At 72.2% G+C, this 23,278-nt stretch carries 20 protein-coding genes, 1 other RNA gene and 1 pseudogene; 9 read left to right on the top strand and 13 right to left on the bottom strand.

Annotated elements, in window-relative coordinates; genetic code table 11:
- Positions 1-299: 299 nt before the first annotated feature.
- The 5 genes from ssrA to ftsE all read right to left on the bottom strand — a co-directional run bounded on the left by ssrA (position 300) and on the right by ftsE (position 4,254).
- Positions 300-702, bottom strand: a transfer-messenger RNA (tmRNA) gene (gene ssrA / locus ACIF80_RS28815).
- A 137-nt stretch (positions 703-839) separates the two neighbouring features.
- A complete protein-coding gene (gene smpB, locus ACIF80_RS28810) occupies positions 840-1,319 on the bottom strand; it encodes an SsrA-binding protein SmpB (RefSeq protein WP_388093452.1) in 480 nt (159 codons plus the stop codon).
- Positions 1,320-1,386: 67 nt separating this feature from the next.
- Complete coding sequence (locus ACIF80_RS28805; RefSeq protein WP_399810018.1) at positions 1,387-2,550, bottom strand: S41 family peptidase; 1,164 nt, start codon at positions 2,548-2,550, stop codon at positions 1,387-1,389.
- Positions 2,551-2,617: 67 nt separating this feature from the next.
- Positions 2,618-3,535 (bottom strand): permease-like cell division protein FtsX, encoded by a 918-nt coding sequence (gene ftsX, locus ACIF80_RS28800; RefSeq protein ID WP_399810016.1) that lies wholly within the window; start codon positions 3,533-3,535, stop codon positions 2,618-2,620.
- Between the two features lie 29 nt (positions 3,536-3,564).
- Positions 3,565-4,254, bottom strand: a complete 690-nt coding sequence (gene ftsE, locus ACIF80_RS28795) for a cell division ATP-binding protein FtsE (protein ID WP_055595116.1) — start codon at positions 4,252-4,254, stop codon at positions 3,565-3,567.
- A gap of 231 nt (positions 4,255-4,485) precedes the next feature.
- Here ftsE and ACIF80_RS28790 point away from each other — a divergent pair, with 231 nt between their 5' ends.
- Positions 4,486-4,677, top strand: coding sequence for a hypothetical protein (locus tag ACIF80_RS28790; RefSeq protein ID WP_055629368.1), 192 nt, complete (start codon positions 4,486-4,488; stop codon positions 4,675-4,677).
- 183 nt (positions 4,678-4,860) lie between these two features.
- Here ACIF80_RS28790 and ACIF80_RS28785 read toward each other — a convergent pair whose 3' ends face one another.
- The 4 genes from ACIF80_RS28785 to ACIF80_RS28770 form a co-directional block, all read right to left on the bottom strand.
- The gene (locus tag ACIF80_RS28785) at positions 4,861-5,544 is read right to left on the bottom strand and encodes a hypothetical protein (protein ID WP_399810015.1); all 684 of its coding nucleotides are present in this window, start codon (positions 5,542-5,544) and stop codon (positions 4,861-4,863) included.
- A gap of 308 nt (positions 5,545-5,852) precedes the next feature.
- Positions 5,853-6,959, bottom strand: a complete 1,107-nt coding sequence (prfB, locus tag ACIF80_RS28780; RefSeq protein WP_399810014.1) for a peptide chain release factor 2 — start codon at positions 6,957-6,959, stop codon at positions 5,853-5,855.
- A gap of 143 nt (positions 6,960-7,102) precedes the next feature.
- Positions 7,103-8,353 carry a serine/threonine-protein kinase gene (locus ACIF80_RS28775; RefSeq protein WP_399810012.1) on the bottom strand — a complete coding sequence of 417 codons (1,251 nt, stop codon included), beginning with the start codon at positions 8,351-8,353 and terminating at the stop codon, positions 7,103-7,105.
- Positions 8,354-8,528: 175 nt separating this feature from the next.
- Entirely contained in the window at positions 8,529-10,250 is a 1,722-nt protein-coding gene (locus ACIF80_RS28770) for a serine/threonine-protein kinase (protein ID WP_399810010.1), read from the bottom strand.
- A 520-nt stretch (positions 10,251-10,770) separates the two neighbouring features.
- Between ACIF80_RS28770 and ACIF80_RS28765 the strand changes: the two genes are divergently transcribed.
- The 4 genes from ACIF80_RS28765 to ACIF80_RS28750 all read left to right on the top strand — a co-directional run bounded on the left by ACIF80_RS28765 (position 10,771) and on the right by ACIF80_RS28750 (position 18,516).
- Positions 10,771-14,451: an FHA domain-containing protein gene (locus ACIF80_RS28765; protein WP_399810257.1), complete on the top strand. Its 3,681-nt coding sequence runs from the start codon at positions 10,771-10,773 to the stop codon at positions 14,449-14,451.
- Positions 14,452-14,787: 336 nt separating this feature from the next.
- A complete protein-coding gene (locus tag ACIF80_RS28760; protein WP_399810008.1) occupies positions 14,788-16,218 on the top strand; it encodes an ABC transporter substrate-binding protein in 1,431 nt (476 codons plus the stop codon).
- A 7-nt stretch (positions 16,219-16,225) separates the two neighbouring features.
- Positions 16,226-17,572 (top strand): carbohydrate ABC transporter permease, encoded by a 1,347-nt coding sequence (locus ACIF80_RS28755; RefSeq protein WP_399810006.1) that lies wholly within the window; start codon positions 16,226-16,228, stop codon positions 17,570-17,572.
- Entirely contained in the window at positions 17,569-18,516 is a 948-nt protein-coding gene (locus ACIF80_RS28750) for a carbohydrate ABC transporter permease (protein WP_399810005.1), read from the top strand. Before ACIF80_RS28755 ends, ACIF80_RS28750 begins: the two co-directional genes overlap by 4 nt.
- 93 nt (positions 18,517-18,609) lie before the next feature.
- On the opposite strand, the gene ACIF80_RS28745 is transcribed toward ACIF80_RS28750, so the two are convergent.
- Positions 18,610-19,023 carry an organic hydroperoxide resistance protein gene (locus tag ACIF80_RS28745; protein ID WP_399810004.1) on the bottom strand — a complete coding sequence of 138 codons (414 nt, stop codon included), beginning with the start codon at positions 19,021-19,023 and terminating at the stop codon, positions 18,610-18,612.
- A 134-nt stretch (positions 19,024-19,157) separates the two neighbouring features.
- Here ACIF80_RS28745 and ACIF80_RS28740 point away from each other — a divergent pair, with 134 nt between their 5' ends.
- The 3 genes from ACIF80_RS28740 to ACIF80_RS28730 all read left to right on the top strand — a co-directional run bounded on the left by ACIF80_RS28740 (position 19,158) and on the right by ACIF80_RS28730 (position 20,984).
- Positions 19,158-19,715 (top strand): MarR family winged helix-turn-helix transcriptional regulator, encoded by a 558-nt coding sequence (locus ACIF80_RS28740; RefSeq protein WP_399810003.1) that lies wholly within the window; start codon positions 19,158-19,160, stop codon positions 19,713-19,715.
- 117 nt (positions 19,716-19,832) lie between these two features.
- Positions 19,833-20,822, top strand: coding sequence for a UDP-glucose 4-epimerase GalE (gene galE, locus ACIF80_RS28735; RefSeq protein ID WP_399810001.1), 990 nt, complete (start codon positions 19,833-19,835; stop codon positions 20,820-20,822).
- 9 nt (positions 20,823-20,831) lie between these two features.
- The gene (locus tag ACIF80_RS28730; RefSeq protein WP_399810000.1) at positions 20,832-20,984 is read left to right on the top strand and encodes a hypothetical protein; all 153 of its coding nucleotides are present in this window, start codon (positions 20,832-20,834) and stop codon (positions 20,982-20,984) included.
- A gap of 87 nt (positions 20,985-21,071) precedes the next feature.
- Here the strand turns inward: ACIF80_RS28730 and ACIF80_RS28725 are convergent, their stop codons facing one another.
- The 3 genes from ACIF80_RS28725 to ACIF80_RS28715 all read right to left on the bottom strand — a co-directional run bounded on the left by ACIF80_RS28725 (position 21,072) and on the right by ACIF80_RS28715 (position 22,705).
- Positions 21,072-21,788, bottom strand: coding sequence for a leucine-rich repeat domain-containing protein (locus ACIF80_RS28725; RefSeq protein ID WP_399809998.1), 717 nt, complete (start codon positions 21,786-21,788; stop codon positions 21,072-21,074).
- 65 nt (positions 21,789-21,853) lie between these two features.
- Positions 21,854-22,045, bottom strand: a complete 192-nt coding sequence (locus ACIF80_RS28720; protein WP_399809997.1) for a hypothetical protein — start codon at positions 22,043-22,045, stop codon at positions 21,854-21,856.
- 33 nt (positions 22,046-22,078) lie between these two features.
- Complete coding sequence (locus ACIF80_RS28715) at positions 22,079-22,705, bottom strand: TetR/AcrR family transcriptional regulator (RefSeq protein WP_399809996.1); 627 nt, start codon at positions 22,703-22,705, stop codon at positions 22,079-22,081.
- Between the two features lie 313 nt (positions 22,706-23,018).
- On the opposite strand from ACIF80_RS28715, the pseudogene ACIF80_RS28710 reads away from it, so the two are divergent.
- Positions 23,019-23,278, top strand: a pseudogene (locus ACIF80_RS28710) (ABC transporter permease); the annotation flags it as partial.

Genomic DNA, 23,278 nt, shown 5'->3' with positions numbered 1-23,278 from the left:
CCGTCGGGGACGTACCGGTACATCTTCAGGGCGCCCGGGTCGGAGCCGAAGCCGGTGACCTCCTGGAGGGAGGCGGCCGAGGCCCGGGCGGGGGTGAGCAGGACGGAGAGGAGGGCGGCCAGGAGGGCCGCCAGGACGGTGCGGCGCAGCGCCGCGCTGGTCTGTGTCATGAGAACGGAAGGTAGAAGCGTGAACCACCTCCCGACATGGGGCCGGACCCCCACTCGCCGCCTTCGCCTGTGTGGCCACATGACACAGGCCCCGCCGCTGATGCGACGGGGCCCGGGCCCACATGGGGTAAGTGGAGATGGCGGGAATCGAACCCGCGTCCAACGGTGCAGAATCAGGGCTTCTCCGTGTGCAGTCCGCTGTGCTTTTCTCAGCCCCGGAGATCACGCGGACAAGTCTCCGACGGGCTCAGTCACTGTTGGATTTCCCTCTTCACCCCGTGACCGGGATCAAGGTTTAGTTCCCTAAATGATGCCAGGAACCGGGTCGGGAACACCCCCGGGCTGACACTCCCTTTGGTAGGGGAGCCGCTGCTCGCTACCTGAAGATCAGGCAGCGAGGGCGAGCTCGCCCTGGGAGATGGATCGCTTGGAATTGGCGATTATTTTTTCGGCCTGTGGTTTACGAGATCATGGCCGCTTCCTCGACACGCTTCCCCTGCTTCGACAGCCGCTGTCGAAACCGATCATCCCCATGTTCTTTTCTCAAGGTGTGCACCCGCTGTGAGGTGCGTGTCCCATCGTACGTGACCAACACGGGTCGGTGCCAGCGTATTCCCGCGCGACGGCTCCGAGGGCTCCGGGACGGGCCGGGAGCCGCTCGGACAGGCCCTAGGCCTGCTGCTTGCGGCGGACCGCCGAGACCGCCCGCTCGGTCTCGCGCCGGTCCTGCTTCTCGCGGAGCGTCTGGCGCTTGTCGTACTCCTTCTTGCCCTTCGCCAGCGCGATCTCCACCTTCGCGCGGCCGTCCTTGAAGTACAGGGCGAGCGGCACGATGGTGTGCCCCGTCTCCTGGGACTTGGACTCCAGCTTGTCGATCTCCTCGCGGTGCAGCAGCAGCTTGCGCTTGCGCCGCGCGCTGTGGTTGGTCCAGGTGCCCTGGCTGTACTCGGGGACGTGCACGTTGTGCAGCCACGCCTCGTTGCCGTCCAGCTGGACGAAGCCGTCCACCAGCGACGCCCTGCCCTGGCGCAGCGACTTCACCTCGGTCCCGGTGAGGACCAGGCCGGCCTCGTAGGTGTCGATGATGAGGTAGTCGTGCCGCGCCTTCTTGTTCTGCGCGATCAGCTTGCGCCCTTTTTCCTTAGCCATAGTGCCGCCCATTTTGGCACTACGGAGGGGGTAGGCGGAAAGCCGATTTCCGCGGTGGGGTCCCGCACTACCGGCCGAGGCCGGCGAGGATCGTGCCCACCTGCTGGAGCGCCTGCTCCTCGGCCTCCAGGTCGGGGGTGATGCCCCGGCCGTCGACGCCCCGGCCGGACGGGGTGCGGTAGTGGCCCACGGTCAGTTCGGCGACCGAGCCGTCGGGCAGTCTGCCGGGCATCTGCACCGCGCCCTTGCCGAAGGTGCGGGAGCCCACCACGACCGCCCGTCCGCGGTCCTGGAGGGCGCCGGTGAGCAGTTCGGCCGCGCTCATCGTCCCGCCGTCGACGAGCGCGACCAGGGGTCTGACGGTGTCGCCGCCGGGTTCGGCGTGCAGGGCGCGCTGCTCGCCCTCGACGTCGTACGTGGCGACCAGGCCGCCGTCGAGGAAGGCGGAGGCCGCGGTGACCGCCTCGGCGACCAGTCCGCCGGAGTTGCCGCGGAGGTCGAGGACGATGCCCGTGCCGGCCGGGGCCTCCCGCACGGCGGCCCGGACCTCGTCGCCGGAGCCCTTGGTGAAGGCGGCGACCTTGACGACGGTGATCCCGCCGGGGAGTTCGTCGACGGTGACGGTGTCGCGGGACAGCCGGGCCCGGCGCAGGGTCTCGCTCCAGGTGCGCGTGCCGCGCTCCAGACCGAGGCGGACGGTGGTGCCGGCGGATTCGTCGGTGTCGTCACCGCGCAATAAGGAGACGACCTCGGTGACGGGCCGCCCGTCGACCGTCGCGCCGTCGACGCTGCGCAGCCGGTCGCCCGCGCGGATACCGGCGTCGGCGGCGGGGGTGTCGCGGCCCACCCTGGTCACCTCGATGCGGCCGGACCGTTCCCGGGCCCACAGGCCCACGCCGGTGTACCTGCCGTCGAGGGCGTCCACGAACTCCTCGTACTCGCCCGGGGAGTAGACGGCGCCCCACCGGTCCCCGCTGCGGCTGACGGCGCGCTGCGCGGCCTCCACGGGGGACGTGCCGGCGTCCATGGCCGCCTCGGCCGCCTCGGCGACCTCGGCGTGGCGGCCGACGGGGGCGGCCGCCTGGGTACTGCCCGCGGCGGGCTTCCGGTCGGCCGGGCCGGGCAGGTTGCCGGTGGCCGCACCGGCTACGAGCACGCCGGTGAACACCAAGGTCAGGGCGGATCCTCGGCGGATCCGACGGGGCTCGCAGAACAGGGCACGACCTGACATGCCGGTGAGTCTAGGACAACACGAAGGGGCGTACGGCCGGTTGGCCGTACGCCCCTCTGGGCAAGAGTCACACCTTCAGGTACTTGCGCAGCGCGAAGAAAGCGGCCAGAGCCGGCATCAGGAGACTGGTGGCGAGAATCAGCGGAAGCTTCGTCAGCACCGCGTCCCAGCCGATGAAGCTGATCAGGTTCAGCTTCTCCGACAGCGCCAGTCCGGCGTCGATGATGAAGTACCGGCCGACCAGCAGGAATCCGCAGGCGAGGGCGCCGCCGATGAGTCCGGCGACCGCGGCCTCGGCGATGAACGGCGCCTGGATGTAGAAGCCCGAGGCACCGACCAGCCGCATGATCCCGGTCTCGCGCCGGCGGCTGAACGCCGAGACGCGCACCGTGTTGACGATCAGCATCAGGGCGACGATCAGCATCAGCGCCATCACCGCGAGGGCGGCCAGGTTCATGCCCTCCAGCAGCCCGAAGAGGTTGTCCAGGATGCCCTTCTGGTCCTGCACGGACTGCACCCCGTCACGCCCGTCGAAGGCGGTCGCGACGACCTGGTACTTCTCCGGGTCCTTGAGCTTGATCCGGTACGACTCCTGCATCTGGTCCGGCGTGAGGGAGCTGGCCAGCGGGGAGTCGCCGAACTGCTCCTTGTAGTGCTTGTACGCCGCGTCCTGGGACTCGTAGGTGACCGAGTCGACGACCGTCATCTTCTCCAGGTCGCCCTTGATCTGCCCCTTCTGGTCCTCGGTCACCGCTCCCTTGGCGCAGTTGGGGTCGGACTCGGCGTCACTCTTGTTGCACAGGAAGATGGAGACGTTGACCTTGTCGTACCAGTAGCCCTTCATGCTGGTGACCTGGTCGCTCAGCAGGAGCGACGCACCGAACAGGGTGAGCGACAGGGCGACGGAGACGACGACGGCGAAGGTCATCGTCAGGTTGCGGCGGAGACCGACACCGATCTCCGACAGAACGAACTGGGCGCGCATGGCGTGAGGTTAAGCCTTTCCGTTCCTCGTCAGTGCTGGTAGCCGTAGACGCCGCGTGCCTGGTCGCGGACGAGGCGGCCCTTCTCCAGCTCGATGACGCGCTTGCGCATCTGGTCCACGATGTTCTGGTCGTGGGTCGCCATCACCACGGTGGTGCCCGTCCGGTTGATCCGGTCGAGCAGTTTCATGATGCCCACCGAGGTCTGCGGGTCGAGGTTGCCGGTGGGCTCGTCGCAGATGAGCAGCTTGGGCCGGTTGACGAAGGCCCGCGCGATGGCGACGCGCTGCTGCTCACCGCCGGAGAGCTCACCGGGCCTCCGGTCCTCCTTGCCGCCGAGCCCCACGAGGTCGAGCACCTGCGGCACGGACTTGCGGATCTCGCCGCGGGACTTGCCGATGACCTCCTGCGCGAAGGCGACGTTCTCGGCGACCGTCTTGTTGGGCAGCAGACGGAAGTCCTGGAACACCGTCCCCAGCTGGCGCCGGACCTGCGGCACCTTCCAGTTGGAGACGCGCGCGAGGTCCTTGCCCAGGACGTGCACCTGTCCGTGGCTGGCCCGCTCCTCGCGGAGGATCAGCCGCAGGAAGGTGGACTTGCCGGAGCCCGAGGACCCCACGAGGAACACGAACTCGCCCTTCTCGACCTCCAGGGAGACATCCCTGAGGGCTGGACGGTTCTGTTTGGGGTAGGCCTTGGAGACGTTGTCGAATCGGATCACGGGTGCACCACGGGTCGCCGGGGGTAGATGTGCGTGACCTTACGCGAAGCTGAAGGCCGTCCGCAGTCACCGGCCCGGGTTGCGTAACACTTGCGCGCTATATACCGGATGTGCGGGGCGACACACGGAGGGCCGCGCCGATTGCCGCGGAACCTGGCAGAGTGGTAGAGGGAACGTTCGCGTGGTCGTGGGCGTTGTACTGACCGGAACCGGTGCGAGGAGGGCGAGCGCATGACGTACGACCGGCTGGTGTGCGCCAACTGCGCCGCACCCGTGAGCGAGGGCCGGTGCCCGGTGTGCCGCGCGAACCGCGAGCGGCTGCAGCAGGTGAACTTCTTCACGGGTCTGAACCCGACGGCGCTGATCGCGCTGCTGGTGGTGCTGGTCGCGGCGGTGGCGCTGCTCGCCCACCAGACCGTCTGACGGCGCGGAGCGGCCGGACCACGGGGACACCCGGACCACAGGGCTCGTACGGTACGGCTCCCGCACGGAACGGACGGCAGGAACAGGGACAGGGACGCCCGAGGGGCCCGGAGCGGCGAACGCGCTCCGGGCCCCTCGGCCTGTCTCCTACTGCGCGTACGGTACGTACGCGCGCCGTCACCGTCAGGCGGCAGCGGCTCCACGGTTGCCCATGAGGCGCGGCAGCACGCGGAAGCCGATGCCACCGGCGATCATCGTGGCGGCGCCGATCACCAGGAAGGTCATCTCGGCGGCACCGGTCTCGGCGAGCTCCCCGCCGCCCTGGGCCGACGGGGCGGGCGCGTCGCCCGTGTCGGTGAGGGCCGAGGAGCCCTCCTCCTGCACGGAGGCGCCGGCACCGCCGGCCGGGGCGTTGCCGCCGCCGCCGTTGCCGCCGCCGCCGTTGCCGCCGCCGCCGTTGCCGCCACCCGGGGTGGTCGGGGCCCCGGTGGGCTCCGTCGGGTCGACGGGCTCCTCCGGCTCCGTGGGCTCGGTCGGGTCGGTGGGCACCTCGGGGTCGGTGGGCACCTCCGGGTCCGTCGGCACCTCCGGGTCGGTGGGCACCTCGGGGTCGGTGGGCACCTCCGGGTCCGTCGGCACCTCCGGGTCCGTCGGCTCGTCCGGCTCGGTCGGGATGGTGGGCTCGTCGGTCGGGTCCTCGTCACCGGCGTCCAGGCTGACGCCGACATTGGCGCCCTCGTCCCCGACACCGGCGCTGACGCCTATGTCGAGGGCGGAGGCCGCGCCGGCGGCGGTCAGCGAGGCGCCGGCCGCGATCACGGCACCGGCCGCGAGCCGTGCGACACGGATGCGCGTCTTCTTGGTCATGTGGTTGCTACCCCCAGTAGCTCATCGTCAGTGAGGCGGCGCTCGGGGCGGTGATCAACAGGGCCGACTGCGATGGCAAGCCCCCCGGTTCACATGCGCCCCGGAGATACGCATGCCGCGCCTCACCTTTCCCACTTTTCAAATGAACGTCAAGGCCGTTGCGTACGCGATGTCCGAGTAAGCGCGCTTTGCCGAGACTGGAAACTATGATTGTGATGTAAAAGCCCGGCACTCTTGACACACAAAAGGCAACTGCCGCCCCAGGGGCGGCAGTTGCCTTGTCGACAAAGCGTTGTTCGCGCGCGGGGTTACTTCTCCCCCTGCTTGCGCCAGCGAATTCCGGCCTCCAGGAATCCCTCGATCTCGCCGTTGAACACGGCCTCGGGGTTGCCCACTTCGTGCTCCGTGCGCAGGTCCTTGACCATCTGGTAGGGGTGCAGCACGTACGAACGCATCTGGTTGCCCCAGGAGTTGCCGCCGTCGCCCTTGAGGGCGTTCATCTTGGCCTGCTCCTCCTGGCGGCGCCGCTCCAGCAGCTTGGCCTGGAGGACGTTCATCGCGGTGGCCTTGTTCTGGATCTGCGAGCGCTCGTTCTGGCAGGAGACCACGATGCCGGTGGGGAGGTGGGTGAGCCGCACCGCGGAGTCGGTGGTGTTCACGCCCTGGCCGCCGGGCCCGGACGACCGGTACACGTCCACCCGCAGCTCGGACTCGTCGATCTCGATGTGGTCGGTCTGCTCGACGACGGGCAGCACCTCGACGCCCGCGAACGAGGTCTGGCGCCGGCCCTGGTTGTCGAAGGGCGAGATGCGTACCAGCCGGTGGGTACCCTGCTCGACCGAGAGGGTGCCGTAGGCGTACGGCACCTGCACGGCGAAGGTGGTCGACTTGATGCCGGCCTCCTCCGCGTACGACGTCTCGTAGATCTCGGTCTTGTAGCCGTGCTGCTCCGCCCAGCGCAGGTACATGCGCTGGAGCTTCTCCGCGAAGTCGGCGGCGTCGACGCCACCGGCCTCCGCCCGGATGTTGACGAGCGCCTCACGCGCGTCGTACTCGCCCGACAGGAGGGTGCGGACTTCCATCTCGTCGAGCGCCTTGCGGACGCTGGCCAGCTCGGACTCGGCCTCCGCGCGGGTGTCCGGGTCGTCCTCCTCCTCGGCCATCTCGAAGAGCACGGCGAGATCGTCGATCCGCCCGCGCAGCGTCTCCGCCTTCCTGACCTCGGCCTGGAGGTGGGAGAGCTTGCTGGTGATCTTCTGCGCCGCATCCGGGTCGTCCCACAGGGACGGAGCGGCCGCCTGCTCCTCGAGCACGGCGATGTCTGCCCTCAGCTTGTCGAGGTCCAGAACGGCCTCGATCGACTCCATGGTCGAGGAGAGGGACTTGAGCTCTTCGGAAACATCGACGACTGCCACACCCCCAGCGTAACGGCTCGCCCGGGCACACCACGCCGGGCGCCCGTCCCCGGGACCTGTCGCGGGCGTCGGGGCAGGTCGGGGCCGTGGGGCGCGGCGGGGCCGTGGCCGGGGTCAGGCCGTGACGAGGGCCGTGGCCGGGGTCAGGGCGTGGCGGGGGCCGAGTTGTTCGAGTCGCGCGGGTCCGCTCCCGGCTCGTCGTCCGAGGTGGCCAGCCAGGCGCCCGCGCCGATGGCGGCCAGCAGGGTCACCGTCAGCGCGGCCAGGGTCAGCCGGCGCCGGCGGGCCACCGCGCGGTTGCGGGCCGAGCCGGGGCGGCGGGCGCCGCTCGCGCGGGGTGCACGGGCCGTGCCGCGGGCGCCTCCGGCCAGCTCGTCGGGGCCCGGCACCCGCATCGACGTGTGGGTGTCCCGGTTGGAGTCGGCCGGTTTCGCGCCCGGCACCAGCGGGACCGCACCGCGCCGCCGCGCGGGCGCCCCGGCGGCCGGCGCCGGACCGGAGGAGAGGGTGTCCTCGCCCCCCGGCTCCGCCGGCTCGGCGTCCGGCTCGTCCACGTCCAGCGGCGGCATCCCGGCCAGCAGGGGCAGCAGCTCCCGCAGCCGGTCCCCGAGCTCCGAGGCCCGCAGCCGTGAGGCCGGCGCCTTGGCCAGGCACTGCACGAGCAGCTGCCACAGCTCGTCGGGGATGCCGGGGAGCGGGACGACCGACTCGGTGACATGGCGGCGCAGCACCGCTCCCGGATGTCCGCCGCCGAACGGCGTGAAGCCCGCGAGCAGCTCGTACAGGACCGTGGCGAGCGCGTAGATGTCGACCGAGGCGCGCGGCGGCAGGCCCTCCACGATCTCCGGCGCCAGGTAGTCCGGCGTTCCGATGATCTTCGTGGCGCGGGTGCGGCGCGGGGTGTCGATGAGCTTGGCCACCCCGAAGTCGGTCAGCAGCGCGCGGTGCGAGCCGCCGGGGCCGAACGGGCCCTGCATGTCCAGCAGGATGTTCTCCGGCTTGACGTCCCGGTGGATGACCCCCGCGGCGTGCGCCGCCGCCAGGCCGTCCGCGACGTCGGCGACGATCGCCACGGCGGCCTCCGGGGCGAGCCTGCGCTCGCGGTCGAGACGGGTGCGCAGATCCGTACCGCGGACCAGGTCCATGACCAGCGCGAGATCGTTGCCGTCGACCACCAGGTCGCGCACCGAGACGACGTGCGGATGCTCCAGACCGAGCAGCGCCGTCCGCTCCTGCACGAAGCGTCCGACGAGTTCCTGGTCCGAGGAGAGGTCCTCGCGCAGCAGCTTGATGGCGACGGGCCCCTCCGGCCCCTCACCGAGCCACACCGTGCCGGCGCTGCCCCGTCCGAGTATCTGGTGGGCGGTGTACCGGCTGCCGATCTTCCGTGCCAAGACTGCTCCTACCGACGCGTGTTGCCGCCAAAGCTACGCGCCCCGGAAGCCAACCTTCACCGGGGATCCGGAAATCACCCGCCGGGTGTCGACAAATCAGCAAACCAGCCGGACGCGCCCCGGACCGTCGGTGACTCCGTGGCCTTGGAGTCACCGACGGCCCGGGGCGCCGGCACTACTGCGACAGGTCGGACGCGGACCCGCCCAGGTCCTGGAACCAGTCCACCGTGCTGGTGAACCAGTCGGTGAGCTGGTCCCAGTAGCCCTTGCCACTGCCGATCCAGTCCTGCAGCGGGCTCAGCTCCCAGATCAGCCAGCTCGCGACGAACAGGATGACGATCGTGAACAGGCAGCCCTTCAGGCAGCCGAGGCCGGGGATGCGCATCGGGTTGGCGCTGCGCTGCCGGGGCTCGCGCGCGGGGCGTCGCGGCTCCGGCGGCGGGGTGTACCGCTGCGGCTCCGGCTGCCGCGGCCGTTGGGACCGCTGGGGCCGCTGCGGCGGGGGCGGGGCGTACTGCTGAGGTTGCTGTGCCTGCTGGTACGGCTGCGGCTGACCGTAGCCGGAGCCGGGCTGGGGCTGCGGGGGCTGCTGCCGGGAGACCTGCCGCTGGGGGCGGCGGCGCAGCGGGTCCTCGCCCGGGTCGAGGTACTGGACCTGGGTCTGCTCGTTGCGGTCGCGGGCCGCGCGCATCTGGTTCTGCCAGGGATGCGGATCGTCGGGCCCCGGCTGTCCCTGGCCGGGCGGGCCGGGCGGCACCGGGGGCATGACGGCGGTCGGGCCGGCGGCGCCGGAAGGGCCGCCGGCGCCCGCCGAGGCGTTGGCGCCGGTCTGCGGCAGGACGCTGGTCGCGCCGTTGGGGTCGTACGCGCCCCCGGTGTGCGGCAGCACCTGCGTCGGGTCGGCGGAACCGGGCGCACCGGGTGTGCCGGGCACGGGGGCGGGCGCGGGGTCGGGCATGAGGAGCGCGCCGACGTTCTCCGCGGCGGAGATCTGCGCGGAGTTCACGTGCACGCCGATGCCGTCGGCGACGACGCGCAGGCCGCGCGCGAGGTTCTCGGCGCTGGGCCGCTGCTCGGGGTTCTTGCTGAGGCAGCGCTCGATGACCGTCCAGAGCGGGTCCGGGACGGTGGAGGGGCGGCGCGGTTCGGCGCTCAGGTGCTGGTGCAGCACCTCCAGGGCGGAGCCGCCGGAGAACGGCGGGCGGCCGGTGACCAGCTCGTACAGCAGGATGCCGGCACCGTAGATGTCGACGGCGGAGGTCTGCGGGCGGCCCTCGGCGGACTCGGGCGCGATGTACGCGGGCGTGCCGACGAACTCGTGGGTGCGGGTCAGCCCCGGGGAGTCGGCCAGCCGGGCGATGCCGAAGTCGGTCAGCATCGGGTGCAGCTCGCCGCCGCCCTGCTTGAGCAGCACGTTGGCGGGCTTCAGGTCGCGGTGCACCACGCCGTCGGCGTGGCTGGCGCCGAGCGCGTCGGCGATCTGGGCGGTCATGAGAGCGGCGGCCGCGGGCGTGAAGGGGCCGTTCTCACGCAGATAACGGTGCAGGTCGGGACCCTCGACGAGATCCATGACCAAGGCCAGCAGATCGCCCTCGACGACCAGGTCGCGGACCCGGACGATGTTGGGGTGGGTCAGTCTGAGCAGGACGGAGCGTTCCCTCAGGAAACGCATCACGACGTCCGCGTCGTTCGCGAGCTCCTCCTTGAGGACCTTGATCGCGACGGTCTCTCCCGGCTGACCGGGCACCGCCGCCTCGGCCCCCGCGGTCTCACTCCCCCGAGGAGCTCCGACAGGCTGCGCGCCAGGGGGGACCCCCACGCGGGCTCGCCAGACGGTGCCCGTGGCGCCGCGTCCGATCGGCTCCTCGAGCAGGTACTTGCTGCCTACCGGCCGCACGTCATGCGCTCCCTGCTGCTTGCTTGACTGGCGTACACCGTGATGCGTCGTGCTCGGAAATGTTCCGCCCCACTGTAATGCCGCGACGCGGGACACCGGCCTGACACCGTCGACGACTTCCTTCCCGGTTCTCGTACAGGTACGACGCGATCTCCCCCGGGCGCGGCCCGGACAGGGCCCGGACCAGGGCTCGGGCGGAGCCCGCGAGGACCCTGCCCGTGTTCGAGGAAAGACGCTCGACCCGGTCCGTTGGTTGCCGGTGGCCGGACGTGACCGATCTCAAGTAGCGCCGGAACGATCATTCACGACGCATTGGTCAGGCACTTTTGAGGGCAGAGCCGACCAATCAAGATCATTTGATGCGGGGAGGCAGGCGCGTTGTCGGTGGCAGGTGCGAGGATGCCTGCAGCACTGGCCGTACGTGCGCGTGTGGTGGTGGGGGAAGTCCGCGGTGGGGGACCGCGGGGCGGTTCCGTCCTCCATGCCGCGGGCGCTCGCGCAGAAGGGACCGCTCACGGCGATGCAGATCCGGCTGACCGTGGTAGATCCGCTGGGTTTGCCCTCCCCCGCGCGAGGCCATGTGGTCGTCACCGCCCCCGCCGGTACGGCCCTGGCGGCGGTGGCCGCCGCGCTGGTCTCCGCGGTCTCCGGCGGCGACAGCGCCTCCGGTTCCGCGGGCTCCTCCGGCGCCCCGGTGCTGTACGCCGGTGACCAGCGGCTGGACGCCCAGCGCTGCACACTCGGCGAGCCCCCGCTGATCGACGGCGCGGTGCTGGCCGTGGGCGCCCCGGGCGAGCCGGAGCCGCACCCCGAGCTGGACGACGCCCCGACCAGGCTCCATGTCGTCGCCGGTCCCGACGCGGGCGGCGTCCATCTGCTGCACGGCGGCGAGATCCGCATCGGACGCTCGGCCGACGCCGATGTGCCGCTCGACGACCCGGACGTCTCCCGGCTGCACTGCGCGGTGACGGTCGGCCCGGACGGCAGGGTCTCGGTCGCCGACCTCGGCTCCACCAACGGCACGACCCTGGACGGCCGGCGGGTGGGCTCCCGCCCGGTCGGTCTGGCTCCGGGCGCACTGCTGCGGATCGGCGAGTCGGCGCTGCGGCTCACCCCGGCCGCGGGACCGGGGGCGCGGGCACGGACGACGCCGGACGGCGAGGGGCACGTCCGCGTGCCGGAACCGCCCGCGGGGGCGTCCGCGAAGCCTCCCGTGGGGGCGGGGACGGGGCCGGCGGCCGTGCGTCCGCCGGACGGGCCCACGCACCACGGCTACGGCTCCCCGGCGGCCCGGACCACCGGGGAGACCCCGCTGGTGCCCGGCCAGGGGGGCGCGCCGGGGATCGAGAACCACGGGACGGGCGGCGCTTCGGACGCGGGCGCGGGATCCGGCTCCTCCGTCGGCTCCGACACCGGCTCCGGTCCCGGCTCCGACACCGGCTTCGGTTTCGGCTCCGGAAGCACCGGCCGCAACAGTGGCACCGGCACCGGCAGGCGTACGGTCCACGTGGCTTCCCGGGGTGAGGTGCCACGGGTCCCCAAGGGGCGCCGGGTGTCGCAGCCGAGGCCGGCCGACGGCGGGTTCGGCCCGGCGTCCGGGGCGGAGACAGGTACCCACGCGGGCAGCACGGGTGCGCCCACCGGATCCGGCGCCGACGGCGGGTTCACCGCCCGGTCCGCCGCTCCCGGCGCCCGGCCCGCCGGAGGCCGCAAGGGCACTCCGGTGCGCGGCACCGACCCGGCCGACGCCGGTCTCGCGCCGCAGCCCTCCGGCGGGCGCCGGCGCGGCGGGCTCTCGGCGTGGGCGCGCCGGCTGGCCGGGGGACGCCCGGAGCCGGAGGAGAGCACCGGGCCGGAGACGTACGGCGAGGAGGCGGCCGGTGCCGTCCCGGCCGAACCGGCCGTCGCCCCGCCCGAGACCTGGCCCGACCCCGCCACGCTGCTGCTGACCGCGCTGGGCCCCGGGCCCCGCCTGTGGGAACGCGGGCCCGGCCACCCGGAGGCCCTGGCGATACGCCTCGGTACGGCCGACCGGGCGGTCCCCGGCGGTTCGGGCCTGCTGCCCGCCGTGCCCGTGACGTCGGGGCTGCGCGAGGTGGGCTCGCTGGGCCTGGCCGGTCCGCGCGAGCGGCTCTCCGGGCTGGCCCGCGCGGTGCTGGCCCAGCTCGCCGCGCTGCACTCCCCCGACACGCTCGAGATCGTCCTGATCACCGCCGACCGCTCCCGCACCCTGGAGGAGCGCACCGCGGAATGGGCCTGGCTGGGCTGGCTGCCGCACGTGCGGCCGGGACACGGGCAGGACTGCCGGCTGCTCCTCGCCCACGACCGCGAACAGGCCGCGGCCCGCGCCGAGGAGTTGCTGCGCCGCCTGGAGGACCACGACCACGCGGCCCGCACCTCCCCCGCCCCGGCCTCCCCTCCCGCCTTTTCCTCCCGGTCCGTCCCCTCCGCCTCCGCCGCCCCGCTCATCCCCGAGCAGCCCCGGGCGTCCGGCGCCGACCGGGGTGCGCCCCGGCGGCCCGTCCGGGACATCGGCGAGGGTCCGGAAGGCGGCTTCACCGGGCCGTACACCGTGGTCGTCGTGGACGGCGACCCCGGGGAACCCGAGGTGCGCGAGGCGGTGACACGGCTGGCGGTGGAGGGGCCGCGGGCCGGTATCCACCTGGTGTGCCTCGCCGAGACGGCCGCCGCCTCCGCCTCGTCCCCGGTGACGGAGACGTACGAGACGGCCTGCGCGGTGACGCCCGCGTTCCGGGAGTGCGGTGCCGTCGCCCTGCTCAGCGGGGACGTGGCGACCACCCTGCGCCTGCTGCGGGTGGCCGCCACCGGCTCGGGGAGGGCGCCGGGCCCGGTCGGCCACGGCACGGTCGCCACGGTCGACGCGGTCTCCCCTGCCTGGGCCGAGCGGTTCGCGCGGGCCCTGGCACCGCTGCGCACGGCGGGCGCCCCCGGTGCGCAGCACGCGCGCGTGTCGGCACCGCTGCCCCAGTCGGCGCGGCTGCTGGACGAGTTGGGCCTGGCCCGCGCCACCCCGGCCTCGCTGATGGCCCGTTGGGCGGACGCGGCCGACGACAAGGAGCGGCTCGGCGGCCGGGCGTGCGCGGTGCTGGGTGCCGGGCCGCGCGGCCCGGTGTCGGCCGACCTCGTGGCCGACGGGCCGCATCTGCTGGTGGAGGGGCCGTCCGGCAGCGGCCGTACGGAATTGCTCCGGGCCGTCGTCGCCTCCCTGGCAGCGGCCGAACGGCCGGACCGGCTGGGCATCGTGCTGGTGGACGGCCGCGCCGGCACCACGGGCGGCGGACAGGGCAACGGACCGGGCGGCGGACAGGGTGACGGACTGCGCGTGTGTACGGACGTACCGCATGTCACCACGCATCTCAGCGCCAACGACCCGGTGCGGATGCGGGAGTTCGCCCAGTCGCTGAGCGCCGAGCTGAAGCGGCGCGCCGAACTGCTGGGCCGGTCGGACTTCGTGGAGTGGCACACCGGGCGCGAACTGTCGGACCGTATGGTCGCCCAGCGCACGACCGCCCCCCGCGGCCCCGCGGCCGCCGTCGGCGAGCACTCCGGGGACGACCTGGAGGCCCCGCCCAGTTCCACGTTGCGGCTGCGGCCCGGGGCCGCGCGGCGCAGGGCTCAGGCTCCGCCGCCGCTGCCCCGGCTGGTGGTGGTCGTGGACGACCTGGACGCGCTGGTCTCCCCCGCGCTCGGTTCGCCCGGGCGGCCCGCCGCCGGGTCGGTGCTGCGGGCGCTGGAGGCGGTGGCGCGGGAGGGCGAGCGGCTGGGCGTGCACCTGGTGTCGGCCACCGGTCCCTCCGCCCGTACGGCGGAGTCCGAGCCGGTGCGCCGTGCGGCCCTGCGCGTGACGCTCGACGCGCCCGCACCGGGCCGCGCGGCCGTGTCCTCGTTCGAACCGAACCGGGAGAGCGGGGGCGAACCGGCGCCGGGCCGGGGGCGTCTGGCCCACGCGGACGGCCGGGTGACCGCGTTCCAGGGCGGGCGGGTGACCGGGCGCATCCCGCGCACGGCGACGCTGCGGCCCACGGTCGTGCCGCTGGAGTGGCACCGCATGGGCGATCCGCCCGCCCGCCGCCCGGTCCGGGAGCTCGGCAACGGCCCGACCGACCTCGCCCTGCTCGCCAGCGCGCTGGAACGCGCGGGCCGCGAGGTCTCGGCCACCGAGGTGCCGTCGCTGTTGTGACCCCGCGCCGCTCCCCCGCTCTCCCCCTGCTCGTGCGGGAGAGCGGGGGAGGGCGCGCAACACCTCGGCCCTCCCCTCACGGTCCTCGCCCCGTCCCACCAGCCCCGCAGGCCTCACCAGTCCTGATCCGTAACGCCCGCACCCTCGACGGGCGGTGCGGGCGCGCGGCCTGCCCGGACGGGCCGGGCCGACTCCTCCGCCCCGGAGAGTCACGACGCGGTCACGATCCCGGACTTGACACGAGACGCACTCTTGCCGATCTAGACCTCACGGGCGTACACCAGAGCGCACGGGACAGCGCTCGACGTTCGACGAGGTACGAAGAACGGGGCAGTGATGCGCAGGACGAGCAGGATCATCCGGGCACGCAGGTCGTCCGGTACACCCACGGCAACGGCAACCCCCCGCACCCGCAGGGCCGGCAGAGCGGGGGCCGCCGTCGTCGCGGGCGTGCTCGCGGTCTCGCTCACCGCGTGCGGGGGCGACGACGACGGCGGCGGCGGCAAGGACAAGACGGGCGGCAGCGCCGACGAGACCGCCTCCACCGTCACCCTTCCCCAGCTGGACGGCCAGAGCCTCGAGGTGGCCGCCGTGTGGACCGGCACCGAACAGGCCAACTTCAAGAAGGTCCTCGCGGAGTTCGAGAAGCGCACCGGCGCGAAGGTGACGTTCGTCCCCGCCCAGGACCCCATCATCAACTTCCTCGGTTCCAAGATCGCGGGTGGCGCCCCGCCCGACGTGGCGCTGCTGCCGCAGCCGGGCGCCGTCAAGCAGGCCGTGGAGAAGGGCTGGGCCAAGCCGCTGGGCGCCGAGGCGCAGGCGGAGCTCAAGAAGAACTACTCGCAGGGCTGGCAGGACATCGGCTCGGTGGACGGCAAGCCGTACGGCGTCTACTACAAGGCCGCCAACAAGTCGCTGATCTGGTACAACGCCCAGGTCTTCGAGAACGCGGGCGCGAGCGAGCCGAAGACCTGGAAGGACCTGCTCACCACGGCGCAGACGGTCTACGACTCCGGTGTCACCCCGTTCTCGGTCGGCGGCGCCGACGGCTGGACGCTGACCGACTGGTTCGAGAACGTCTACCTCTCCCAGGCGGGCCCGGAGAAGTACGACCAGCTCGCCGCACACGAGATCAAGTGGACGGACCCGTCCGTGAAGGACGCCCTGACCACGCTGGCGGAGATCTGGGGCAAGGCCGACTACCTCGCGGGGGGCCCGGACGGCGCGCTGCAGACCGAGTTCCCGGCCTCCGTGACACAGACCTTCACCGGCGGCGACCAGCCCAAGGCGGGCATGGTCTACGAGGGTGACTTCGTCCAGGTCAACATCGGTGAGACCGAGGCGAAGGTCGGCACGGACGCGAAGGTGTTCCCGTTCCCCGCGGTCGGTGACAGCCCGCCGGTGGTGTCCGGCGGCGACGCGGCCGTGATCCTGGAGGACTCGAAGGCGGCGCAGGCCCTGGCGACGTTCCTCGCCTCCCCGGACGCGGCGGCCATCCAGGCGAAGCTGGGCGGCTATCTCTCGCCGAACAAGAACGTGCCGAACTCGGCGTATCCGAACGAGGTGCAGCAGAAGACGGCCCAGGCTCTCGTCGACGCCGGGGACGACTTCCGCTTCGACATGTCCGACCAGGCCCCGCAGGCCTTCGGAGGCACCCCCGGCAAGGGCGAGTGGAAGGCGCTCCAGGACTTCCTGAAGAACCCGAAGGACATCGCGGGCACCCAGCGGCAGCTGGAGGCCGACGCGTCCGCGGCGTACGGGAACTGATCCGGCGATGAAGCCGGACACGGCGGCGGGGCCCTCCGGGGCCCCCGCCGCCCCCACGTCGCGCAGGAGCGTCACCGGCACCCGCAGAACCGTCGCGGCGCTGTTCCTGCTGCCCGCGCTGCTGCTGCTCGGTGCGCTCGTGGTCTACCCGATCGGGTACTCCGTCGTCCGCAGCTTCTACGACCAGTCCGGCGACGGATTCGCCGGATTCGACAACTACCAGGCCCTGTTCACCGACGACGGCATCCGCACCGCCCTGAAGAACAACGTCATCTGGGTGGTGTTCGCGCCGACGGTCGCCACCGCGCTCGGCCTGGTCTTCGCGGTGCTGACCGAACGGATCCGCTGGGGCACGGCGTTCAAGCTGGTCGTCTTCATGCCGATGGCGATCTCGATGCTGGCGGCGGGCATCATCTTCCGCCTGGTGTACGACCAGGACCCGGACAAGGGCGTCGCGAACGCGGTGTGGGTGGGCGTCCACGACACCTTCGCCGAGTCGTCGGCGTACCCGAAGGCGCACCCGGGCCGTGAGTCGCCGCTGGAGGCGGCCGGCGGGGGCGCCTTCGTCACCAGGGCGACGGTGAGCGTCGGCGAGACCGTCGCACTGCCGCTGGTCGGCGTCGCCCCGGACCTGATCCCCGGCGACGCCGCGCGGGCGGCGGCGCCGAAGCCGGAGGCGGACCGGATCACCGGCACGACCTGGCAGGACTTCACCCGCGGCAAGGGCGTCGGCACGCTGAACGAGGTCGACGCGGAGGAGCTGGGCTATCCCGGCATGAAGATCGAGGCCGTCAAGGACGGCACGGTGGTGGAGACGGCCACGGCGGACGCCGACGGGACGTTCTCCCTGTCGGCGAAGGCGGACGGCGCCCGGCTCAGGCTGCCGGCGAGCAACTTCCAGGAGCCGTACAACGGCCTGGACTGGCTGGGCCCGTCGCTGGTCACGCCCGCCATCATCGGCTCGTATATCTGGATGTGGGCGGGCTTCGCGATGGTGCTGATCGCGGCCGGGCTCGCGGGCATGCCCCGGGAGCTGCTGGAGGCCGCGCGGGTCGACGGTGCCAACGAGTGGCAGGTGTTCCGACGGATCACGGTGCCCCTGCTGGCGCCGGTGCTCGCGGTCGTCACCGTCACCCTGATGATCAACGTGCTCAAGGTGTTCGACCTGGTCTTCATCATCGCGCCCGGCTCCTCCCAGGACGACGCCAACGTCCTCGCGCTGGAGCTGTACCGCAAGGGCTTCTCCGAGGACCAGCCGGGCATCGCCAGCGCGATCGCGGTGTTCCTGCTGCTTCTGGTGATCCCGGTGATGTGGTTCAACGTGCGGCGGCTGAGGCGGGAGGTCAGGCGATGAACTCACGTCTGGAGGGCGACGGTTCACCGAAGTCCGGGCCGTCGGGGTCCGTGGCGCCGGAGTCGGGGCCGCAGGAGTCCGGGGCCCGCGGGTCCCGGACGCTCGGCTCCCGGCTGACCGAGTGGGTCAGCGGCGGGCTGGTGCGGGTGTTCCTGATCGTCGTCGGCCTGTTCTGGCTCGTCCCCACGATCGGTCTGCTGCTGGCCAGCCTGCGCACCCCGCAGGACATGGCCGCCGACGGCTGGTGGACGGTGTTCACCGAGCCCTCGCAGCTCACCTTCGGCGCCTACGAGACCCTGCTGGAGAACGGCGACATCACCGGCTCCCTGCTGAACACGGTGTACATCACCGTCCCGGCGACGGTGCTGGTGGTGGTGATCGGCTCGCTCGCCGGATACGCCTTCGCCTGGATGGAGTTCCCGGGCCGGGACTGGTGGTTCCTGGGCGTGGTGGGACTGCTGGTGGTGCCGGTGCAGGTGGCGCTGATCCCGATCGCCGAACTCTTCGGCACCATCGGCATCTTCGGCTCGCTCGCCGGCGTGATCCTCTTCCACGTCGGCTTCGGTCTGCCGTTCGCGGTGTTCCTGCTGCGCAACTTCTTCGCGGAGATCCCGAAGGAGCTGCTGGAGGCGGCCCGGCTGGACGGTGCCGGCGAACTGCGCCTGTTCGCACGGGTGGTGATGCCGCTGGGCGGGCCGGCGATCGCCTCGCTGGGCATCTTCCAGTTCCTGTGGGTGTGGAACGACATGCTGGTCGCGCTGATCTTCACGGACGCCGGGAGCCAGCCGATCACGGTCGCCCTGCAGACCCAGGTACGGCAGTTCGGCAACAACATCGACGTGCTGGCGCCGGGCGCGTTCATCTCGATGGTGATTCCGCTGGTCGTGTTCTTCGCCTTCCAGCGGCAGTTCATCTCCGGGGTGATGGCGGGCGCGGTGAAGTGACGTGCCGCTTCGGGCCCCGGCGCGCACGGTGCGCGCCGGGGCCCGAAGCGGTGCCGAACCCGGGCCGGGGCCTGGGTGGGCCGGGACCGGTGACTACTCGATGACGAGCTCGACCGGGACGTTGCCGCGCGTGGCGTTGGAGTAGGGGCAGACCTGGTGCGCCTGCTCGACCAGCTTGCGGCCGGTCTCCTGGTCCACGCTGTCGGGCAGCTCGACGCGCAGCGTCACGGCGAGCGCGAAGCCCTCGCCCTGCTTGCCGATGCCGACCTCGGCCGTCACCGCGGCGTCGCTGACGTCCACCTTCGCGGCCCGGCCGACCACTCCGAGGGCGCTGCCGAAGCAGGCCGCGTATCCGGCGGCGAACAGCTGCTCCGGGTTGGTGCCCTCGCCGTTGCCGCCCAGCTCCACGGGGGCGCTGAGGCCGAGGTCCAGCTTGCCGTCGGAGGTGACGGCGCGGCCGTCGCGGCCGTGGGTGGCGGTGGCGACAGCGGTGTAGAGCGCGTCCATGGGGAAACCTTCCCTTTCGAGTCGTGGTCGTGGGGCGGCCGGTCCGTCCGGTGGTCCGGCCTCCGCACACTCCGAGTAGAGCACACAATTAAATTGCGCACAACTAAATGACTCGAGAGAGATACCCTGGGGGCATGACACCGACCCCGAACCCCGGACCGGCTCCGGAGCCGACCGTCGCCACCTCCCCGGAGCCGGCAGCCGTGCCGGCCCCGGGTCCGGCCGGTGCCCCGCTGCCCGGCCCCACCGTCGGCACGCTCCGCCTCGACCAGCACGTCTGCTTCTCCCTGCAGTCCGCCTCGCGCGCCTTCAACGGCCTGTACCGCGTCCTCCTCAAGGACCTCGGCCTCACCTACCCGCAGTACCTGGTGATGCTGACCCTCTGGGAGCACGGCACGCTGCCCGTGAGGAAGCTCGGCGATCACCTGCGGCTCGACTCCGGCACCCTCTCCCCGCTGCTCAAGCGGCTGGAGGCGGCCGGCCTGGTGCACAGGGAACGCAGTGCGCGCGACGAGCGCTCGGTGGAGGTGCGGCCCACCGAGGAGGGCATCGCGCTGCGCGAGCGGGCCCTCGACGTCCCGCGCCGGATCGCCGCCGCGACCGGATTCGGGCTCGACGAGATCCAGGACCTGAAGGCCCGCCTGGACCGTCTCACCACCGCACTGGACACGGCGGCGGCGAACGAAGCCTAGGATCCTGCCGAACGGTGGAAACCGACCGCCCGGTGGACCGACCGCCCACCGCGCACCACGGCGCCACCGGGGCACCACCTGCACCACCACGGGTCAACGACGAGGGGACGGCCGCACATGACCTGGTTGATCACCGGCGGCGCCGGCTACATCGGGGCGCACGTCGTACACGCGATGACCGAGGCGGGGGAACGGACGGTGGTGTACGACGACCTGTCCACCGGCATCCCCGACCGCGTACCGGACGGAGTGCCGCTGGTGGTCGGCTCGGTCCTGGACGGTGAGCGGGTGGCGCGCGCCCTCGCCGACCACGAGGTCACCGGCGTCGTGCACCTGGCGGCGAAGAAGCAGGTCGCCGAGTCCGTGGAACTGCCCCTGCAGTACTACCGGGTGAACATCGAGGGCCTGCGCGTCCTGCTGGAGGCGGTGACGGCGGCGGGCGTGCCGTCGTCCTTCGTGTTCTCGTCCTCGGCGGCGGTGTACGGCACGCCGTCCACCGGCGCCGACCTGGTCACCGAGGACACCCCCTGCCTGCCGATGTCCCCGTACGGCGAGACGAAGCTGGCCGGCGAGTGGCTGGTCCGCGCGACGGGTCGGGCGACCGGACTGTCCACGGCCTCCCTGCGCTACTTCAACGTGGCGGGCGCCGCGCGTCCGGAACTCGCCGACACCGGTGTCTCCAACCTCGTCCCCATGGTGTTCGAGAAGCTGACCGAGAACGCGCCCCCGTGTGTGTTCGGCGACGACTACCCGACCCCGGACGGCACCTGCGTCCGTGACTACATCCACGTCGTCGACCTGGCCGAGGCCCACGTGGCCGCGGCGCGCGCCCTGCGCGCCACACCCGGCCGGGACCTCACCCTCAACATCGGCCGCGGGGAGGGCGTCTCGGTCCGGGGCATGATCGACCGCATCAACACCCTCACCGGCCACGACCTCCCGCCCACGGTCGCCCCCCGCCGCCCCGGCGACCCGGCGAACGTCGTCGCCTCGGCCGACCGCGCCGCCGCCGAACTCGGCTGGAAGGCCCGCCACAGCGTCGACGACATGATCACCTCGGCCTGGGCGGGCTGGCAGCGCCTCAACCCGGCAGCGGGACGCGGCTGACCTGTGCGGATGACCTCCACCCCGGCCCCCTACGAGCGCGCGGTGGGCGCCGTCGTCGGTTCCGCCGCCGGCGACGCCCCGGGCGCCCCCCTGCCGGGCTTCGGGGAACGGGTCCTGCGGACGGCGGACCTGGCCGCCCTCGCCCGACGTCTGCACCACTGAGCCGTTTCCCGGACCCGTGTTCGGAGTCCTGGTTCAGCTTCTGTGGTGGGGGAACGCCGAGTTGCGTGCAGACCCGGGTGTGGCCGGCTACATCAAGACGAAGCAACCTCGTTGTTCGAGGAGGTCGAGCAGGCGTGGCCGGGGCTCGATGTTGTTCCAGCGGAGGTCGAGTCTCTCGAGTGAGGGCAGCTCGGCCAGCCAGTCCGGCAGTTCGCGGAGGCGGTTGCTCCGCAGGTCGAGGTGGCGGAGCAGCGGGAGCCCTGCCAGGGGCTCCGGGATTTCCTTCAGCGCGTTCTCTCGTAGGTCGAGGTGACGTAGTCCGGTCAGGCCGGCGGCGGATTCCGGCAGACACGTGAGTGCGTTGTCGCGCAGCCACAGCTCGCGGAGCAGGTGTAGCCGACCGATCGTGTCGGGCAGTGCGGTCAGGTCATTGTGCTGGGCCCGAAGCTCCACCAGTCCGGTCAATGCGCCGATGGCCTCCGGGAGACTGGTGAACTGGTTCTCGCCGACATTGAGGTAACGGAGTCCGGTGAGCCGCCCGAGTGACCGGGGAAGCTCTTCGAGCTGGTTGTCATGCAGATAGAGATACTCGGTGAGCGGCAGTTCGGTCAGCTCGTCCGGTATCGAGGCGAGCTTGTTGTGCCCCAGGTCCAGAGTGTGCAACTGGCGTAGTTGCCCGATCCGGGAGGAGATGTGCGTCAGGTCATTGTCCGCGAGGATCAGCACCTGCAGTTCGGCCCGCTGCCACAACGACTCCGGCAGCTCTCCCAGTTTGCGCTTCCACAGATTCAGCGTCGCTGTCACGCTGCCGTCCCTCCCGGCCCGAGCGGGTCCCGCCGCCGTAGCTTACGGCCACGGTGCCGCTGTTCTCAGGCGAGGAGAACTCGTTTCCGCAGGAGTTGGAAGCCGATACGGCCGGACATCTGGTGTTTGATCATCTTGATCCGGTTGACGTGTCCTTCGACGACGCCGGAGTTCCAGGGCAGGGTGGGCCCCGCGATGACGGCGTCGCGGTCGATGCCTGCGGCGACGGCCCGGGGTGAGGACGGTCGGGCCGTCACCGGTCGCGGTGAGGTGCGCTCGTCGCCCCCGCGTCACAGCGCCCTGAGCGCCGCCGTCGTGGCTCTGGCCAGCGCTGCCAGGTAGCCCTTCGGCAGTTTCGGGCTGCGGATGATCACCGAGCGCCAGTACAGCGGGCCCGAGATCAGGTCGAGGGCCAGGTCGTGGTCGATGCCGGGGCGTACCTCGCCCCGCTCCTGTGCCGCCGTGACGATGCCCTTGGCGACCCCGTCCTGGCCCTCCCGCAGCGCCTTGCGCAGGGCCTCGGCGATGTCGGGGTTGCGGGCGGCCTCGGCCTGGAGGTCGGGGAGGATCTGCGAGGCCACGGGGTGGCGCAGGGCGCGTGAGGTGACCTCGTAGAGCAGTCGCAGGTCGCCCTCGAGGGAGCCGGTGTCCGGCGCGGGCAGGCCCTGCACCGCGATGGCGGAGACCAGGTCCAGGACCAGGTGCAGTTTGGAGCGCCAGCGTCGGTACACCGCGGTCTTGCCGACGCCCGCGCGGCGCGCGATGCCCTCGATGGACATCCGCGCGTAGCCGACGGCCGCGAGTTCCTCGAAGACGGCCGCCCGGATCGCCTCCGTCACGTCCTCGCGCAGTACGGCCGCCCCGGCGGGGGCCCTGCGGCGCGGACGCGGCTGGGACTCGTCGGCGTTCGTCGTCATGCGGCCCAGCATAGGGCGCGACGACGATACGGGCCCGTTCTGACGACAGCACGTACACCGATCCGACACAGACAGGCACTGGCCAGGCCCTATCCGGGCATGACCCGGATCCGCTCCGGACCTGTTCCGGACCTGGGCCGTCACGACGAAACGGTTGCGTTCCGACGCACGTTCGGCCTACGCTCACGTTGCGACGATACGGTGCCGTCCCGACGTGGGTGAACGCGCGAAGACGCGCGGGGAAACACCGGGCGGGACCCGGCACCGCACCACCCCGCCGCCACCCCCACCCCCCCTAGCGAAAGCAGCGGATGTGAGTCAGGTCCTCCACACACCGCCTCCCGCACCGGTCCCCCCGGCCGCCGAGGACGACCTCCCGGCCCTGGCCGCCCGCCACGGCCTCACGGTCAGCGGCGCCCGCCCCACCCTGCCGGACTACGTCCGCGAGTTGTGGGCGCGCCGGCACTTCATCCTCGCCTTCTCCCGGGCGAAGCTGACGGCGCAGTACAGCCAGGCGAAGCTGGGTCAGCTGTGGCAGGTGGCCACCCCGCTGCTGAACGCGGCCGTGTACTT

The organism is Streptomyces sp. NPDC085927 (genome assembly GCF_044540975.1).
Lineage (GTDB): Bacteria > Actinomycetota > Actinomycetes > Streptomycetales > Streptomycetaceae > Streptomyces > Streptomyces hirsutus.
This window is presented reverse-complemented; position numbering and strand designations above follow the sequence as displayed.